The 17,916-nt window shown below is 44.4% G+C and carries 12 protein-coding genes; 8 read left to right on the top strand and 4 right to left on the bottom strand.

Going from position 1 to position 17,916, the window contains the following annotated elements; all coding sequences use genetic code 11:
• Nucleotides 1-46: 46 nt before the first annotated feature.
• Entirely contained in the window at nt 47-544 is a 498-nt protein-coding gene (locus tag ACU01J_RS00060; RefSeq protein WP_481083874.1) for a response regulator, read from the bottom strand.
• Entirely contained in the window at nt 541-2,493 is a 1,953-nt protein-coding gene (locus tag ACU01J_RS00055; protein ID WP_481083873.1) for an ATP-binding protein, read from the bottom strand. The genes ACU01J_RS00060 and ACU01J_RS00055 overlap by 4 nt, the downstream gene beginning before the upstream one ends.
• Nucleotides 2,494-2,666: 173 nt before the next feature.
• Here ACU01J_RS00055 and ACU01J_RS00050 point away from each other — a divergent pair, with 173 nt between their 5' ends.
• Both ACU01J_RS00050 and serC read left to right on the top strand, forming a co-directional pair.
• On the top strand, nt 2,667-3,932 hold the full coding sequence (locus ACU01J_RS00050; RefSeq protein ID WP_481083872.1) for a DUF945 family protein: 1,266 nt from the start codon (nt 2,667-2,669) through the stop codon (nt 3,930-3,932).
• 123 nt (nt 3,933-4,055) lie between these two features.
• Nucleotides 4,056-5,138, top strand: a complete 1,083-nt coding sequence (gene serC, locus ACU01J_RS00045) for a 3-phosphoserine/phosphohydroxythreonine transaminase (protein WP_481083871.1) — start codon at nt 4,056-4,058, stop codon at nt 5,136-5,138.
• A 54-nt stretch (nt 5,139-5,192) separates the two neighbouring features.
• Here serC and ACU01J_RS00040 read toward each other — a convergent pair whose 3' ends face one another.
• Complete coding sequence (locus ACU01J_RS00040; protein ID WP_481083870.1) at nt 5,193-7,502, bottom strand: YgiQ family radical SAM protein; 2,310 nt, start codon at nt 7,500-7,502, stop codon at nt 5,193-5,195.
• Nucleotides 7,503-7,729: 227 nt separating this feature from the next.
• Here ACU01J_RS00040 and ACU01J_RS00035 point away from each other — a divergent pair, with 227 nt between their 5' ends.
• From ACU01J_RS00035 to ACU01J_RS00020, 4 genes are all read left to right on the top strand, one after another.
• Nucleotides 7,730-10,168, top strand: a complete 2,439-nt coding sequence (locus ACU01J_RS00035; protein ID WP_481083869.1) for an EAL domain-containing protein — start codon at nt 7,730-7,732, stop codon at nt 10,166-10,168.
• A gap of 54 nt (nt 10,169-10,222) precedes the next feature.
• Nucleotides 10,223-12,697, top strand: coding sequence for an EAL domain-containing protein (locus ACU01J_RS00030; protein ID WP_481083868.1), 2,475 nt, complete (start codon nt 10,223-10,225; stop codon nt 12,695-12,697).
• A gap of 55 nt (nt 12,698-12,752) precedes the next feature.
• Complete coding sequence (locus ACU01J_RS00025) at nt 12,753-13,433, top strand: hypothetical protein (RefSeq protein WP_481083867.1); 681 nt, start codon at nt 12,753-12,755, stop codon at nt 13,431-13,433.
• 86 nt (nt 13,434-13,519) lie between these two features.
• Nucleotides 13,520-13,720 carry a DUF4250 domain-containing protein gene (locus ACU01J_RS00020; protein WP_481083866.1) on the top strand — a complete coding sequence of 67 codons (201 nt, stop codon included), beginning with the start codon at nt 13,520-13,522 and terminating at the stop codon, nt 13,718-13,720.
• A gap of 37 nt (nt 13,721-13,757) precedes the next feature.
• Here the strand turns inward: ACU01J_RS00020 and metR are convergent, their stop codons facing one another.
• The gene (gene metR, locus ACU01J_RS00015) at nt 13,758-14,669 is read right to left on the bottom strand and encodes an HTH-type transcriptional regulator MetR (protein WP_481083865.1); all 912 of its coding nucleotides are present in this window, start codon (nt 14,667-14,669) and stop codon (nt 13,758-13,760) included.
• Nucleotides 14,670-14,944: 275 nt separating this feature from the next.
• Between metR and metE the strand changes: the two genes are divergently transcribed.
• Together metE and tnpA are read left to right on the top strand one after the other, a co-directional pair.
• Nucleotides 14,945-17,236, top strand: a complete 2,292-nt coding sequence (gene metE / locus ACU01J_RS00010) for a 5-methyltetrahydropteroyltriglutamate--homocysteine S-methyltransferase (RefSeq protein ID WP_481083864.1) — start codon at nt 14,945-14,947, stop codon at nt 17,234-17,236.
• Between the two features lie 173 nt (nt 17,237-17,409).
• Nucleotides 17,410-17,856 carry an IS200/IS605 family transposase gene (gene tnpA, locus ACU01J_RS00005; RefSeq protein WP_481083863.1) on the top strand — a complete coding sequence of 149 codons (447 nt, stop codon included), beginning with the start codon at nt 17,410-17,412 and terminating at the stop codon, nt 17,854-17,856.
• Nucleotides 17,857-17,916 lie beyond the last annotated feature (60 nt).

Below are 17,916 nucleotides of genomic sequence, written 5' to 3'. Positions count from 1 at the left end.
TCGTTATTTATATAAGAAAGCAATACACGTGCCAAGCTTTGTTCGATTATTCACCGTAGTTGATTCTATTTTGTGCGACGGCCTCGAATATTTTCTCAGTATCCAGTGCTGCCGCCCAAGGGATCAGGTCTTGCTCGTTGTCGATGATGTAAGTGGTCAGCTGCTGTTTCACAGCCTGGCGTAGCTCATCTCCACGCCAAGGTTTAGCGATGTAAAAGTCGAGGCTGGAATGATTGACGGCCTCAACCGTATCTTCTAAGCCCGCTTGCCCAGTTAATAACAGTTTTCGAGTGGCGGCCGTATCGGGATGCTCATTCAACTCAATTAAGAATTGGATCCCAGTTTGGTCGGGCATGATGTGATCACAAACAATAAGCGCCAGTTTTATGTCTCGCTGGTTACATTCATCGATTAATTGCTTTGCTTCTTGAACGGATTCTGCCGCTTCCAATAAAAAGTATTCTTCAAAACGATCCAAGTCTTGAATGACGCTGTCTAATACTTCGCGTTCGTCATCAACACATAAAATGAGGTATTTGTTCATTCATGGCTCCTTGCTGTTAACTGAGTTTGGCTAACCGGTAGCCAAACTGACATTTGAGTAAACTTGTTTCGACATGACTCGACTATTATTTTTCCGCCATGTTGATGGATGATTTGTTGGCACACAGAGAGACCAATACCTAGGCCAAAATTGCCTTCTTTCTTAGTGGTAAAGTTTAAAGAGAAAATATTCTCTATGATTTCTTCGGGGATACCGCAGCCGTTATCAGTAAATGAAATCACCGCCCATTGTTGAGTGTCTTGCTGGGTAAGTTCGGTACGTATTGTGAGTATTCCCTTGTCAGGAAAGGCATCAATCGCGTTCGAAATCAGGTTGGTCCATACTTGTTGTAACGCGATAGGCAAACAAGGCAGTTGCGGTAGTTCGTTATAGTCTCTCTCAACGGTGTGGAACTTGAGTTTGTTTTCAAAAATCACCAAGGTGTCTTCGATACCTTCATGAATATCGACAACGTGAAAACGCTCATCATTCGGTCGGGCATAACCTTTTAAGCTCTTGACCATATCGGCGATTCGCCCCGCACACACGCCAATTGATCTCAGCGTGCTTCCTGCGAGGTAATATTCTTCTAGTCGTTCTAAGCGTTCCAAAGTGGCATCTGGAGATTGTTTGGTTTCATCATACCAACGGTCTTGTTGTTCAAGTCCAAGTTTTACGAGCTTTTTGGCAACGCGCCTATTATCGATCTTCTGATTCACTTGATTTGCTAAGTGTCGCTCGGCGGCGGTTGATTTTGGTCTTTGAGTTAATCCAAGCTGAAGGACAGCAATGCCATCGTCCCCGACTTGATCAATCGAGCGTGTGTCAATCAAGGTTTGAATCTTATTGGTTAGAGTTTCAGTTCCCCGCAAGATCGCCGCAATCGGGTTATTTAGCTCATGCGCCACACCAGAGACGAGTTGGCCGAGCATTGCCATCTTCTCTCGCTCAATAAGTTGTTGGTGGGCATCTTCCAAAGACTCAAGAGTTTTTTGCAGTTCTAACTTGGTATTAATACTGCGTTGCAGGCGGCGGTTAAAATGACGCAAGAGTAGGTTAGTAAACAGAGGCAATAGCGAGGTGTCTGAATGCATCACCTTCGCGAATACTTTACGGTCGAGCTTAATGACCTCGGTTTCGGCGAGCGTAACTGCGGTAGAAAAGGAGGGCTCCCCTGTAACAAACGACATCCCCCCAACAATATTACCTTGCGAATGCCGAACTACTTCTCTTTGAACATCTATTTCATCTTTCTTATAAAGCGCGACTGTCCCTTTAGTGATGAACCACAAAAACTGGTTTTCCTCTCCTTCTGTGGTCAGAAGATGATCTGAAGAATAGGTGCGCTTCGCACGAGTTTCGTCTTCTTTAGCGAAGAAATCTAATAGAGCGGTAGTGACTTGTTCCACCAACTGTTGATCAGAAAGACTGTGGTGGTCAGTGATAAACCCTTCACGATAGTGACGCATTTTTTGGTCAATATGAGTACGAAGCAATCGGTATTGGTCGAGAATTTGACTATAAGAAAGCAAGTTTTCTTTGTCGTTTTCAATGATGAAAGTGGTCAGTTCTTTCTGCGCCGTTTTGTGAACCAAGTTATCTTGTAGAGGCTTGGTCAAACAGTGGTCGAGTCTACCGTCGTTAACCGCGGATAAAATCGCTTGGATGTCTTGGCCACAACTGATGAGAATCTTTCTAGCGGTCTTAGTGTGTTGGTTTTTATCGAGTTGAATTAAGAAGTCAGCGCCGTTGAATGATTCATGATGACTGGCGATGACCAAAGCGACAGTCTGTTTTCGTTCGGTGCAAAAGGTAAGCGCGGCGTTTGCTTCCTCGATACTTTCGGCACTATGTAAGTCGAACTTGGCGGCGAAAGGACTAAGTTCTCGACGTAGTTGTTCAATACTGATCGGGTTACTGTCTAAACAGAGTACGGAAAATTGATTCACAAGTAGGCTACACTTTAAACACAGACACTAGTTACAGTAACAACTATTTAAGATAGGGACTGGGAGCTAGATATGAGATTTTTGATTGTTTTTGCTTGAAAGCCAATACACTGATTTATCTCAATGTTTTTTCGTGTAGACTGAAACAAATCTTAATATAAGAAACGAATACCATGGAACTAAAAAAACTCGGTGCCATTGGCGGTGCCATTGCACTTGCATTGTGTTGGCCTCTTGCGGTTGGTCAAATTGGTCAGTCTGTGATTCAAGACGGTATTGCGAACCTTTCTTCGGACTCAGTTAAAGCTGAAATTGTCGACTATGATCGCGGCTATCTCTCTTCGACAGTCACTACGCGTTATACGGTGTTAGACCCAGTGTTAGCAGAGCAGTTAGCAGTTGACGGTTTACCATCTGAGATTGTGGTAAAGAGTGATATCAGCCATGGCCTATTTAGCTTAAGTGCTGAATCTGTTTTGCAAGACATGCCCGAGTTTCCTTTGACGCTGAATACCACGACTCAGCTCAACGGTAACACAGACTTTGACCTACAGCTAAGTGCTTGGAATCAAGTCAGCGAAGGCGTGGATGGTGCAATTGTGTCTGTGACGCCATCAACACTCAAAGGCCATGTAAGTGTGTTAGGTGATATTACCTATGACTTAGACGTACCTTCGGTTGAGATTGATTTCAACTCGGGCGAAAAAGTCTTGATGTCTGGTCTGAGCGGTCAAGGTACTGGTAAGAAAATGAATAGCTTTTGGCTGGGTGAACAGACTCTTAAAGTCACGGAAGCGTCAGTGGTGAATGCTGACCAAACCCCACTATTTAGTATGCACGACAGTCAGTACATATTCCGTAGCTCATTTGATGAAATGGCTAAGACAGTCAGCAGTCAGCATAAAGTTGATCTAAATGATCTCTTAACGGCTGATGGAGCGGTTGACAGTGTTTCTATTGACCTTGCGTTCGGTGATTTAGACAGCGAATCGTTCGGGAAGCTGATTAATTTGTATCAAAACAACCCAATGCTTACCAGTGCTGATATTGAAACGGCCATTCCATATGTAGAAAACTTATTCTCGAAAGGTTTCTACCTAGCGATGAATAAAATGGCGGTGAAGTTAAGTGAAGACAGCGAGTTTGAGTCTAAATGGAAAATTACGGTCCCGAAAGGTACAAGCAATGTTACCCAAAACCCTGCAATGATATTGCCAGCATTAACAGGTGACTTAAATACCTTTTTCTCTAGTGGATTGGTAACAGAATACCCATTTATCAAACAAGGCATTGATGAAGCGATGGTGATGGAGCTGATTCAAGAAACAGATCAGGGCTACCAGATGCAAGCTGAGCTAAAAGACGGAAACTTGGTGTTTGAAAATGGTCAGCAAATCCCGTTGATGGCATTACTTCTACCGGCATTGCTGCAACCATAATTGCCACATTTGGCAGCTTAAAGAGAAAAGAGGTCTTAAGACCTCTTTTCTTGCTTTTTATCAGTGCTAAAACATGGTATTAATCGAGTAATTAATTATTGAATCATCTGCAAGGAAAGACAAATGGGCAATGTGTTTAACTTTAGTGCGGGTCCTGCGGGCCTACCTAAAGCTGTGATGGAAAAAGCGCAAAAGGAATTGGTTGATTGGAACAACCTCGGCACTTCTGTCATGGAGATTAGCCATCGTAGTAAAGAGTTTATTCAGGTCGCGGAAGAAGCAGAGCAAGACCTGCGTGACTTACTCAATATTCCTGACAACTATAAAGTACTATTTTGCCAAGGCGGTGCGCGAGCTCAGTTTGCTGCTGTCCCTCTCAATCTTTTGGGAACGGCTAAGAAAGCGACTTATGTTGACGCGGGTTACTGGGCAGAAAGTGCGATTGATGAAGCCAGCAAATATTGCCAAGTTGATACTTTTATAGCCAAGACTGAGATTGATGGTAAAGCAGCGGTTATCAATGCGTCAGATTGGAAAATTGACCCAGAAGCGGCATATGTTCATTTCTGTCCAAATGAAACCATTGATGGTATCGAAATTTCCGAACTGCCACAGACTGACAAACCAATCGTAGCGGACATGTCGTCTAACATTTTGTCTCGCGAGATTGATGTTGCTAAATATGGCGTTATCTATGCGGGTGCGCAAAAGAACATTGGCCCTGCGGGTATTTGCATCGCGATTGTTCGGGATGATTTACTCGAACTGGCTAACGAATTGCTTCCTAGCTTTATGAGCTACAAAGTCCTGGCTGAGAAAGACTCGATGTTCAACACACCACCAACGTTTGCTTGGTATCTTTCAGGCCTAGTATTTAAGTGGCTGAAAGAGCAAGGTGGTGTTGCCGCTATGGAAAGCGTCAATGCGCAGAAGGCAGAGCTTCTTTATCAACAGATTGATCACTCAGACTTCTATATCAACAACGTTCACGCACAGAACCGTTCGCGTATGAATGTACCATTCCAATTGGCTAAGCCTGAGCTAGACGCTGCTTTCCTTGAGCAAGCAGCGGAGCGCGGACTGGTTTCTCTGAAAGGCCACCGTGCAGTCGGAGGCATGCGTGCATCAATCTACAATGCGATGCCTCTTGAAGGTGTACAGGCATTAGTTGAATTTATGAAAGAATTCGAAGCAGCAAACGCTTAATTTTTTCTCATCAGAACAATAAAAATCGCAGCCTGAACTGCGATTTTTACTATGTTAACGATGCTTTGGTTTACGTCCGGCTGGCGTCTTGTTATTGCCATGGCCGGCTGGCTTACCACCACGAGGGGTATTAGGTTTTCCACCTGGTTTGCCATTACGGTTACCTTTGCTCTGGCTATTATTGTTACCTTGAGCACTAGGTTTACCGCGACCTTTACCATTACCACGTTGTTCACCATTCATCTTCTCAAATCCCGGTTGACTCTTAGTATGTTTGGTCGCAAAACGTTGTGAACCATGACGGCCTGACTTTCTGCGCTGAGCTGGCGTTTTTGCATCCATGTCTTCAGTAGGAACAAGACAGTTTGGCTTATCACCAATTAAATGCTTCTTACCCATACCGATCAGAGCTTCGCGGATGATTGCCCAGTTATCAGGATCATGATAACGCAGTAGCGCTTTATGCAGTCGACGCTGACGCTCACCTTTGGCTACCGGCACCTCTTCACGCTTTTTGTACTTCACGCGCTTAAGCGGGTTAGTTTCCGAGTAATACATTGATGTCGCATTACACATCGGAGAAGGGTAGAAGTTTTGTACCTGATCACATTCGAAGTTGTTCTTCTTCAGCCAAAGCGCCAAGTTGAGCATATCCTCATCTTCGGTACCTGGGTGTGCTGAGATAAAGTATGGAATTAAATACTGCTTTTTACCTGCTTCAGCACTGTACTTTTCAAACATCTCTTTGAAACGATCATAGGTGCCCATACCTGGTTTCATCATCAGGTCCAGAGGGCCTTTTTCAGTATGTTCAGGGGCAATTTTAAGGTAACCGCCAACATGGTGAGTCACAAGCTCACGAACGTACTCTGGTGATTCAATCGCTAAGTCATAACGTACACCAGAGGCAATCATTACCTTCTTAACGCCTTCTACTTTACGTGCTTCACGGTAAAGATCGATGGTGTGTTGGTGATCGGTATTGAGTTTATTACAGATACCCGGGAACACACATGATGGGCGACGACAGTTTGCCTCTGCTTTAGGATCGCTACAGCCCAATCGGTACATGTTAGCCGTTGGACCACCAAGGTCTGAGATTGTGCCAGTAAAGCCTGGTACCTTATCGCGGATCTCTTCTAGCTCGCTCAAAATAGATTCTTTTGAGCGGTTTTGAATAATACGCCCTTCGTGTTCAGTAATCGAACAGAATGAACAACCACCAAAACAGCCACGCATGATGTTCACCGACGTTTTGATCATGTCATAGGCTGGGATTTTCGCTTTGCCATACATAGGGTGGGGGACACGGGCATAAGCGAGACCGAACACATGGTCCATCTCTTCAGTCGATAGTGGGATTGGCGCTTGGTTTACCCATAGCTCACGATCACCATGGCGCTGAATCAAGGCACGACCAGAATACGGGTTGGTTTCAAGGTGCATAATACGACTGGCATGAGCATACAAAATGCGGTCGTTATTGAGCTTTTCAAATGGAGGAATTCGTACAGCCGTTGTCGCTGCATCATGGCGCGAAGGACGGATGGTAATTGGCTTAGCTTCCGGCTCTTCTGTTTTTGCCTTTGTGTCACATTGCTCTTCAACTGCATATGGGTTTGGCGGAACAAAGGCTTCTTTACGTGGCTTTTCGATGCGAGAAGAGTCGATGATGTTATAACCTTCAGGTGCAGCAGCTAGGTTGACCGCAGTACCACGAATATTGGTTAGAGTAGAAATATCTTCGCCATCAGCAAGACGGTGGGCAACCTCAACCAATGCACGCTCAGCATTACCGAATAGGAGAATGTCCGCTTTTGCATCAAAAAGTACAGAGCGACGAACTTTATCAGACCAGTAGTCGTAATGCGCAAGACGACGCAAGCTTGCCTCGATACCTCCTAAGACAAGTGGAACTCCTTTGTAAGCCTCACGGCAGCGCTGAGAGTAGACAAGAGTCGCGCGGTCAGGACGTTTGCCACCTTCGTTATTCGGCGTATACGCATCGTCATGACGAAGTTTACGATCCGCTGTGTAGCGGTTAATCATCGAGTCCATGTTGCCCGCGGTAATACCAAAAAATAGGTTTGGCTTACCCAGTTTCATGAATGCGTTTTTGTTGCTCCACTCTGGCTGGGCAATGATACCGACCCGAAAGCCTTGAGCTTCGAGTAGTCGGCCAATGATCGCCATGCCGAAACTAGGGTGATCAACATATGCATCACCAGTAACAATAATAATGTCACAGCTGTCCCATCCTAGGGCATCCATTTCTTTACGGCTAGTAGGAAGAAATGGCGCAGTGCCAAAGCATTCTGCCCAATATTTTTTGTGCTCATGAATAGGAGTAACGTTGCTGTACATATTTTGCTCTCAGTTTCAAGGAGCGCGAATTATAGCGACTTGGACGACGACTATCTACCTCAAATATTTGTGATCTGATGGGCAGAAAATTCCCTTGGTTTGTCTATGGAAATATAGGAGCGTTGAAAGTGTTAACCAATTAAAACATTGTTTCCATAAATTCCACTATATTATGACTCTGAGTGCTTATTTTGTCTGAGGGTACCGTGCTGAACGTGAGTAATCAAATGTCGAAGTCTCAAACCGTTGCGGTTCAGTGGGATAAATCTAGTGTTTATGATTGGCAAATTGATATAAAAAGTCAGGTACTACAATGCGATGAAGAGCTTAAGACTTTGTTGTTTGGCGACGAACAACATGAAATAAATGCGGGGTTGCTGTTTGATTTATTGCCTAAGTCGCAACGAAAGCAGATCAAACAAGCTTTTAAGTCAGTTTTAGAAAGCGGTAATTCGCAACGAGTGAGTTGTTGCTTACTCGCTCCGGGTATTCTTTTTGCCTATGTAGAGATTAAGATTGAGAGGGTCAGCCCATATCAACTTTCAGGTACCTTGTCCCCAAGCTTAATCATCAATGATAAGCACCAATTAACTGAAGTATTCTACTTTTTGTTCGAAAACGACCATCATGGCATCCTTGTCGCTGACGAGCTGACTAATATCTTAGTCTGTAATCGTCACTACGAAGAGTTAACGGGTTACGCAAATAATGAAATAGCGGGACTGAAAACCAGTATTTTCAATGCAGAAAAGCACAGTGATACCTTCTACGATCATTTGTGGGGGCAACTATCGCAGCAAGGCCACTGGAGTGGGACCATCTTAACTCGCCGTGCTGATGGCAGTGTTTTCCCTCAAGACCTCACTATACAGAAGATTCAATCGACCAACCACGCGCCGTTTTTTATCAGTCTTTCTACTGACCTTTCCGGGAAGTTAGAAAGAATCGACGATGTCGAGAGTGGCGGTATTGACCTACTGACTCAATTGCCAAATCGAGAGGGCTTTTTAGCGCTGCTAACGAATGCATGTAATGACATACAAAAGGGACAAGGTATCGTCGTTATTGCACTGCAGCCAAAGTTGGACTCCACAGCAGAAGTGAAAAGGCAGTTTGCTAGTTATCTAAAAGATAATGCCCATACTCTTTGCTGTGGCTACCTAGGTCACGACTGTTTTGCTCTGTGCTTGCCGTTTGAATTTCAAAGTACTCAGCATGTAGTGGCACAGGTTGGTCGTTCAATTACAAAGTTGTTTCATAGTTTTAAGCATGCCCAATTGCCGGTCGCCATGGCGTTAAAATCGGGAGTCACCGGTGTGTCTGTGTTTCAGGCTGATGCGAAAACGCCGAGCCAACTTGTTTCTCATGCTTATCAAGCGGTTTTGGAGTTGCACTCAGGGCATGAAAGAAGAATTAATTTTTACGACCGCCAGATCCACCAACAGATTGAGCGTAAGAAACGTATTGAAGAACATGTCATCGAGACATTGAAGAGAGGCAACATTGAAGTCTATTTTCAGCCTATTGTGGACTTGAAGATGCAGCAAGTTGTGAAGTTTGAGGCGCTATGCCGTTTTCCTGAGCATGAGGAGTTTGTCGCTTCAACCCAAGAGATGATCGAGGCCGTTGAAGATTTAGATAAGGTGGTGGAGTTAGACGATCTTGTTTTAGTTAGTGCTCTGAAGCAGTTTCCAGACTTACAACAACGTTTCGGGACTCATGTTTCTTTGTCTGTGAATCGTTCACTGAAAACAACCACTGAGTTAACCGACATTCTTGAACGAGCAGCTAAGCTCCTTGATGTCCAAGGCATTGAACCTGAACTTATCACCTTTGAATTTACCGAGAGTGCTTACTTTGATAACGATGAAAAGAACAGGGAGGTCTTATCGCTGTTAAGAGGGGCCGGTATCAAGATTGCGGTTGATGATTTTGGTACGGGTAGTGCATCGTTCCGTTACTTGAAAGAGTGTTACTTCGATACGCTAAAAATTGATCGCACCTTTATTCAAAACATTAAGCCTGATTCAAGGCAGTACAACATCGTTAAGGCACTTGTCGACTTATCTGCTAAGCTTGGCTTGGAAGTGATTGCGGAAGGTGTAGAAACCGAACAAGAGTTAGATTCGATGAGATCTCTTGGTGTTAACCTAATTCAAGGCTATTACTTTTCTAAGCCACTACCTTTGACAAAACTGCCTACTGACCAAGGTTGCTATCGAATATCCGACCAGGAACAACGTCTATCAGATCAATCTCTGGCTCATATTGTTGAAGTTTGTCATCATATTGACCCAGGCGAGCCACTTTCATTGATCTACCAATACATTAATGAAGGTGAGCATGAATGCTTTCCTGTGGTTGAGGCGAAAGAGTGCGTGGGCTTTATCGACCTACCAAGCATCAATCTGCACCTTACTCCCAACATGGGGACAGATTTAGAATCAAACAAAGAAAACGCCTATTGGAATAAACCAGCAAATAGAATCATGCAGCCAATTGTGACGATCTTGCATTGGCAGACACCTCAGGTGGAAATTGCTCAATTGGTCGCGAATGATAGGCCTTTTCCTTGGTGTTTGGTTGACGACAAAGGTCAGTTTAAAGGCTTAGTCAGCCAGAAGTCAGCCTTGAAGTGTTTGGTTAATAATAGTTATGTCAGTTAGCCACTATTGTTCTAATCTTTAGTAGTAGTTACAGCTAAACTAAAGAGGCAATAGATGGCTCAAGTGCAAGGCTCTAGCACCAGTATTCCGGCTTTGTCGCGGTATTCTCATCATTTGTCCATCGAATGGCGGTGGGATATTGCCAAGCATCGACTGGATATTGATGTAGAACGCTGCCGGAGTGTGCTTAATGCAGATTTACCTTTACTGACGGGTAACGTTTTACTGCCGTGCATGAGCTATCACGATCAAACTATCATATTAGAAAAGTTGACCAATCTTAAGCCGCAAATGGGTTCTCAGCGTTTTAATTGCTGCTTGAGATTGGAAAGCGATCAATGCTGCTATGTTGAAATGACCTTTCAAACCGATGACGGGAAGCTGGCATCTGGGCATCTCACCCCGTTATTTTTCTTTCAAGCGACTGCTCTGAGTATTGGCGCTTTATTTGGTCAGTTGTTCAATAATGCCCATCATGGGGTGTTATTAATTGATGCAGAACGCAGCATTATCGTCTGCAATGATAACTTCCTCTCTCTGTCGGGGTACGCGAACTCAGAGTTAAAAGGGCAGCCTTTTGCGTCATTGCAATCCGATCGGCATAGCGCCAACTTTTACACTAAGATTTGGTGTGAGATTGAGCAATCAGGCCATTGGTCTGGGGTGATATTACTGCAAAGTGCGCAAGGCCGAGCCTATCCTCAAGATGTGACGATTCAGCGTATCATGCTTGAAGAGGGCATCTTTTATGTCGCCGTATTACTCGATCTTTCCAATAATATCTACCGCATTGAAGATGTCGAACATGGAGGTGTCGAGCTACTGACTCAACTGCCGACTCAAACGCAATTTATCCGTGCTGTCACCTATCGAAGCCAACGTGAAGGAAGGGAGAAGGTGACCATGGTGGTTGCCTTTCAACCTCCATTTGATCACACAGAAGACTTTGAGTTGAAAGCGCTTTTATCCGAACACCTGACCAAAGAGCCGCAAGCGGTCGAGGTAGGATATTTGGGCAGTAACCACTTTGTTGCTTGCGTTGAATGCAACAAAGTCAAAGGCCCGTCTCAAGTACGGATGATCCACCAAGCGATACGACGCCTTTTTTCATCGATCAACCATCATGTCGGCACTCAGATTTACAATGCAATCATGTCAGGTCACATTGGTGTCTCTGTTTTAGGTCAAGATACCCATGATCCCAAACTGCTGGTGGCTCATTCTGTTCAAGCGATGTTAGAGCATAGTGTAATGAGTCGGGGGCAAATTACCTTTTATCACGGGGTACTACATAAACAAGTACTGCGGAGAAAAGAGCTTGAGGAATGGGCAGAAAAAACCATCAAGACCAAAGATATCGAGGTGTATTATCAACCGATAGTCGATACCAAAAATTGGGACGTGGTGAAATTTGAAGCATTGAGTCGATTTAAAGGGCCAAATGGTCAGATGTTGAATACCCAAGAGATGGTCAACATTGCCGAAGACTTAGATTTGGTTGCCGATTTAGATTGGTGTGTGGGGCAAAGAGCGCTGCAAGACCTTAACCATATTCAAGAACGATTTGGTCAGCACTTAGGTGTGACGATAAATCGCTCCCTCAATACCAAGTTGGATACGGATGAAGTGCTCGCAAGCGCGGATTCGTTAGTTCATAAATACGCTAAACGACCAGAAACCGTGACCATTGAATTAACCGAAAGTGCTTATTTTGATAGCGAATCTCGTCAGTCTTCTTTGATAAGAAATATTCGCCGCCGAGGGGTGCAGGTCGCAATTGATGATTTCGGTACTGGGTACAGCTCATTTTCCTATTTGAGTGATAGTAATTTTGACGTGATTAAAATTGATAAAGAGTTTGTTACTAACCTTATGGAAGGGACTAACAAATACTATATAGTCAAAATGATTACGCAATTGGCTCATACGCTCAATGTTAAAGTGGTGGCTGAAGGTGTAGAGACCAGAAATGAACTTGAAGCGGTTTGCTCGTTAGGGGTTGATTACATCCAGGGGTATTACTTCTCAAAACCATTGCCTATTCATGACCTAGAAAAGGCCTGGGATTACTGTGAAGACCTAGAACAGTTCCTTTCTGGAAAAGGTCGCAAACTGAAGTCCAATATACTGGGTATTACTCAGATGCACCTGCCCTGTTTATCACCCGATGATACGGTAGAAAGAGCGCGCTCCTTACTTACCTCCGAGCAATACAATTTGGAAGTGATTCCGGTTCTAGATCGTAATGTGTGTGTGGGTGTGGTGGGGTTAGAGGAAGTGAACTTACATCTTTCGCCAACAGCGGGAACCAAGTTTGAAACCCGCAATGACATTGTAAATAGTCGTAAAACATTAAATCAGGTTATGCGACGAAATATCCATACTTTGACCCTAGAAGAAAACAATGACCAAGTTTCTGAAACATTAAAACAAGGAATTAGGCCGCCTTGGCTTGTCGTCAATTCGGTGGGGGATTATCTCGGTCTTGTGACCCACCAAGATATAATCTCTTACTTCACTGATAGCTAAAATCGACCAGTCTGCTATTATCCGCAGCCAGTAATAATTTTAGTTTGATGACACCATGATCCAGCAGCTACTTGCCGTGTTTGCGCCAATGTTATTGGGCGCTCAACTTCTTTTGACCCTTATTCTTGTTAAAGGCGATATTTGTCCCGGTCAGCGAGGCCGTATCCATAAAATGTTGCCTTCACTAGCGATACTTTGGCTTGCGGTGGCGTCACTGCGAATTGAAGCCATGATGGTGGTGTTTGCTATTGCCTATTTTTATTCTCAAGTGCAAACCAAGAAGACACGTGACCAAGGCCCAATTTGGGTGATGTATCTCGCCAATGGTCTTGCTTTGGCCTATGTTGGTATTGAAATTGGCGCACAAACGTCTATTGCAGCGAGTTTAAGTATTTTATTCCAAGTTTTTCTGCTTGGTGCTCTATTAGCCCATCTGTTACTAACCATTGCCCGTACACGCTTACAGGCGTTTCATCGCTTACTGCCTTTCACCGGTGTAGTTGCGGCAATGATGACGTCATTAGCTGTATTACTTAAAGCATATGGCCTAGAGAGTGACGTACTTACTTCTGTGACTCAGCCTTTGCTAACCAGCTTTGCATTGCTAATTACTGCTATTGTTGCATGGTCTTGGCACTTGCTTGCATCGAAGGAGATCAACAAAGGTCAGCTTGCCATCGCTCTAGTCTTTTTGCTTCTATCTGCAACATCTAATCAGGCTCTATTTGTCCTGTAATCAACTTAGAGTTTGAAGCTAGCTCACTTCAAGGCGGTGAATTTGCGTCTACTATTGTAAGAGTAGATGTGGAATAGGAGGCTGCGATGGACCTGAGCAATGTAGGCAACTTTGATAGCATTATCTTGTTAGGCATAGTGAATGAAAAGCTGCGTCTAGAATGTGATAGTTTTGAAGAGCTTGTTTCTATGTATGAAATGGATGTAGAAGGCGTGATTGGTAAGCTAGACGTGTTGGGTTATCAATACGACTCATTGACCAATCAGTTCAAATCTTATGAGAGATAACAAAAAGGAGGCTTCGGCCTCCTTTTTAATGTTCTGCCTAAACAGTTTTAATCCCATCAAGGTGACTTTGAGATTGCTGTCTTGCGGTATTAAAGAAAGCCTGCAAATAGCGTTTATCCTTGTCCGCATGACGCGTCGCAGCAAATAAACGACGCCATAAGCCATTGCCGAGCGGAATACTACTTATTAAGCCTTGCCTCGAAAACTCACTGATTGCCCAGTTCGGCAAAGCCGCTACACCTAACCCAGCAGAAACCATTTGAATTAGCATCAACGTATTATCTGCCTGTTTCCATTTAGCGGGCTCAATGCCAGCGGGTTGTAAGAAGTGCTTTACCACATCTAAGCGGTTTTTCTGCACAGGGTAGGAGAGCATAGTTTGATCGGCAAGATCCTCTGGCTCGATACACTTTTTTCCAGCTAATGGGTGTGAGATGGATGTCACTAAGCGCATTTCGAAATCAAACAGCGACTCATAATGCATTTCAGAACGTGGCTGAATGTCCGAGGTGATAACCAGATCCAGTTCACCTGCCATTAAAGCTGGCAAAGGCTCAAAGCCAAAGCCTGATGAAAAGTCGAGCGTCACACTCGGCCAAGCAACCTGGTACTCTTTAAGCGCTGGCATCAACCACTGGAAGCAAGAGTGGCACTCAATTGCCATGTGCAATCGACCGTTCACATCCTCTTTGAGGCTAGCAATCTCATTCTCTGCTTTGGCTAATCTCGGCAGCACGTCATCAGCAAGCTTAAGTAAGATCTCTCCTTCCGACGTGAACTTAACCGGTCTGGTTTTACGCAAAAACAGTTGCCCGCCAATTCGAGCTTCCAAATCTTTAATTTGGTGAGAGAGGGCTGATTGAGTCAAGTGCAAGGCCGTCGCAGTTGCCGTGAGTGACCCTGTGTCTCTGAGTGTGGTGAGTGTTCGTAAGTGCTTTAGCTCTATCATGAATTCCCTTCAGTCAGACTGTTTAAGCATGAATATTATTAACCTAACGTGTTTTTGTAGGTGTGTAAACATCTAGACGTCTAAAATTTCAAGAGAGTTGATTATTAGTTAAGTGATTGAGAGATAAATCATCATGAAGATTTTTAATAAACAAGTTGAATATTTGTCGATTGTCGAATGTCCGGTTTAGCGAGATAGTTTAGCCATCCAGATATCCTAGGTGATGGGCTGAACAGCATAAAACATTTGAACTTGCAGAATTAAGGATGAACACAATGACTACAACAACGCACATACTTGGATACCCTCGTATTGGTGAAAAACGAGAGCTGAAATTTACCCTTGAGAAATATTGGCGCGGAGAAATTAGCCAAGCTGAACTGAAATCTGTCGGCAGCGAGCTGCGAAATAAGAACTGGCAAACTCAGGCTGATGCGGGTCTAGACTTTGTCGCCGCGGGTGATTTTGCTTGGTATGACCATGTCTTAACCACGACACTGTTACTTGGGCATGTGCCTAAGCGTCACCAAAACGGCTTCCCAGATCTTGATACCCTGTTCAAGGTCGGTCGCGGTCAGGCTCAAGCGAGCTGTGATTGCAGTGGTCATGCCGCATCAGACATGACTAAGTGGTTTAACACTAACTATCACTATATTGTTCCTGAGTTCAGCAAAGACGATAGCTTTGAAGTGAGTTGGCCACAGTTGTTTGAAGAGGTGAATGAAGCAGTTAAAGCGGGTCACAATGTAAAACCAGTACTGCTTGGCCCTTTGAGCTATTTATACCTAGGTAAAGAAGTTGAAGAAGGCTTTGACCGACTGTCATTGTTGCCACGTTTGTTGACTGCCTACCAAGTGATTCTGGCGAAACTCGCCAAGCAAGGTGTTGAGTGGGTGCAGATCGATGAGCCTATTTTAGCGCTTGAATTGGACAAACCTTGGTTAGACTCATTTAAGCTGGCGTATCAGGTGATTCGTAGCGATGTCAAAGTGTTACTGACCACATATTTTGATTCAGTGGCCGACTCAATCGATAAAATTGTCGAACTGGCAGTCGATGGCCTGCATATTGATTTGTCTGCTTCTCCTGAGCAACTAGAACAGGTTGTGGCGAAGTTACCAAGCAACTGGGTACTTTCTGCAGGTGTGGTCAATGGCCGTAATGTGTGGCGAGCAGATTTAAGTGCGCAACTTGAACTACTGAAACCATTGAAAGAGAAACTAGGTGACAAGCTTTGGGTGGCAAGTTCGTGTTCACTGCTGCATAGCCCGGTAGATTTAGACCTAGAGCCCGATTTAAGCGACGAAGTTCAAAGTTGGTTTGCGTTTGCGAAACAAAAAGTGACCGAAGTGGCGTTACTCGGAAAAGCGTTGGATGGTAGCCAAGAAGCGCTCCTAGCCTGTGATACTTACAGCACGCCAATTCAGGCTCGTAAGACGGCAACACATGTGAATAAACCTCAGGTGCAAGCTCGTTTAAATAACATCACTAAGTCACTGGCTGAGCGAAGTGCACCATATGCAGAACGTGCAGCGCATCAGAACGAAGTGCTTGGTCTCCCTCTGTTCCCGACCACGACCATTGGTTCTTTTCCTCAAACGAGTGAAATCCGAGTTCAACGTAATGCTTATCGCAGCGGAAAGTTGCCTGATCAAGAGTATCAAGCGGCACTAAAAGGACATATTGCAGACGCGGTAAAGCGCCAAGAAGCACTGGATCTCGATGTACTAGTGCACGGTGAAGCCGAGCGAAATGACATGGTGGAGTACTTTGCAGAAAACTTAGCCGGTTTCCAAACCACCAAGTTTGGTTGGGTGCAAAGCTATGGTTCTCGCTGCGTGAAGCCTGCAATCGTGGTTGCCGATATTGAACGTGAAAAGCCGATCACGGTTGAGTGGTCTACTTACGCGCAATCATTAACTTCAAAACAGATGAAAGGCATGCTGACAGGCCCAGTTACGATTCTGTGTTGGACCTTCCCGCGTGAAGATATTACCCGCAAACAAATTGCTGATCAGCTGGCATTGGCTCTGCGTGACGAGGTGTCAGACTTGCAAGACGCGGGTATCAACATTATCCAAATTGACGAGCCTGCAATACGCGAAGGCTTACCTTTGAAAAAACGTGACCACAAAGCGTATTTAGAGTGGGCGGTAGATGCATTTAAGATCTCAGCAGCGAGTGCAAAACCAGAAACACAAATCCATACTCATATGTGTTACTCAGAGTTCAATGAAATCATTGATTCAGTCGCAGCACTGGATGCCGACGTGATTACCATTGAAACATCGCGCTCAAATATGGAACTGCTTAAAGCGTTTGAAGAGTTCAATTACCCGAATGAAATTGGCCCAGGTGTGTATGACATTCACTCGCCTAACATTCCAACTAAAGAGTGGATCGAAGGTTTAATCAATAAAGCAGCAGAGAAGATTCCAGCTCAGCGCCTATGGGTAAACCCGGATTGCGGGCTTAAAACACGAAACTGGCAAGAAACAGAAGCGTCACTAGCTAACATGGTTCTTGCAGCTAAACAGTTACGTAAAGAGCATGCTGAAGAAGCGTAATATGTCTGCGAGTATTTAGCGCCAAAGCCGACCTTACTAAGGTCGGCTTTTTATTTTCTAACCTTAAACCACCTTCTTTAGAAGGTGGTGATCGTTCCTTTGGGCTATGCCCGAAGAACGCTCATGTTCAAGATGTCCTCGTTTGTAACCAGCAAATGAAGGAAATAAAGAACATGAGCAAATATGAATCCGCCTCACACGTATATTATAGGTGTCAGTACCACATAGTCTGGACGCCAAAATACCGCCTGAAAATCTTGAAAGGCAATTTGGGTAAGGAGCTTTACCGAAGTATCTATATCTACAGTAATATGAAGAACTGTAAGGTTGTAGAGCTGAATGTTCAAGTAGACCACGTGCATCTGGTCGTGAGATTGCCACCTAGCTTGAGTGTTTCGACATATATGGGTTTTGTAAAAGGACGAACCGCAATTCGCTTGTTCAACAAATTTCCGTATTTAAGAAAGAAGAAATTATGGGGTAACAAATTTTGGCAAAGAGGCTACTTCGTTGATTCAGTAGGGATGAATGAGGAAATTATACGTAGGTATGTCCGGCACCAAGATCGTGTTGGAAAGGAAGAAGAAGAGCGTCAGATGCGTTTGGGGTTAGAAAACTAACAGTGAGCCCCCTTTTAGGGGGCCTTTCAAAGCCACCTGCTATGCAGGTGGATTTTTACT

It is taken from the genome of Vibrio sp. 2433-A1 (genome assembly GCF_056726085.1).
This window is presented reverse-complemented; position numbering and strand designations above follow the sequence as displayed.

Bases quoted from the DNA above. Each gene is read 5' to 3' on its own strand.
- ACU01J_RS00040 (WP_481083870.1), bottom strand. From the start codon at position 7,502: ATGTACAGCAACGTTACTCCTATTCATGAGCACAAAAAATATTGGGCA.
- ACU01J_RS00025 (WP_481083867.1), top strand. From the start codon at position 12,753: ATGATCCAGCAGCTACTTGCCGTGTTTGCGCCAATGTTATTGGGCGCT.
- ACU01J_RS00030 (WP_481083868.1), top strand. From the start codon at position 10,223: ATGGCTCAAGTGCAAGGCTCTAGCACCAGTATTCCGGCTTTGTCGCGG.
- ACU01J_RS00035 (WP_481083869.1), top strand. From the start codon at position 7,730: ATGTCGAAGTCTCAAACCGTTGCGGTTCAGTGGGATAAATCTAGTGTT.
- serC (WP_481083871.1), top strand. From the start codon at position 4,056: ATGGGCAATGTGTTTAACTTTAGTGCGGGTCCTGCGGGCCTACCTAAA.
- ACU01J_RS00020 (WP_481083866.1), top strand. From the start codon at position 13,520: ATGGACCTGAGCAATGTAGGCAACTTTGATAGCATTATCTTGTTAGGC.
- ACU01J_RS00050 (WP_481083872.1), top strand. From the start codon at position 2,667: ATGGAACTAAAAAAACTCGGTGCCATTGGCGGTGCCATTGCACTTGCA.
- metR (WP_481083865.1), bottom strand. From the start codon at position 14,669: ATGATAGAGCTAAAGCACTTACGAACACTCACCACACTCAGAGACACA.
- tnpA (WP_481083863.1), top strand. From the start codon at position 17,410: ATGAGCAAATATGAATCCGCCTCACACGTATATTATAGGTGTCAGTAC.
- metE (WP_481083864.1), top strand. From the start codon at position 14,945: ATGACTACAACAACGCACATACTTGGATACCCTCGTATTGGTGAAAAA.
- ACU01J_RS00060 (WP_481083874.1), bottom strand. From the start codon at position 544: ATGAACAAATACCTCATTTTATGTGTTGATGACGAACGCGAAGTATTA.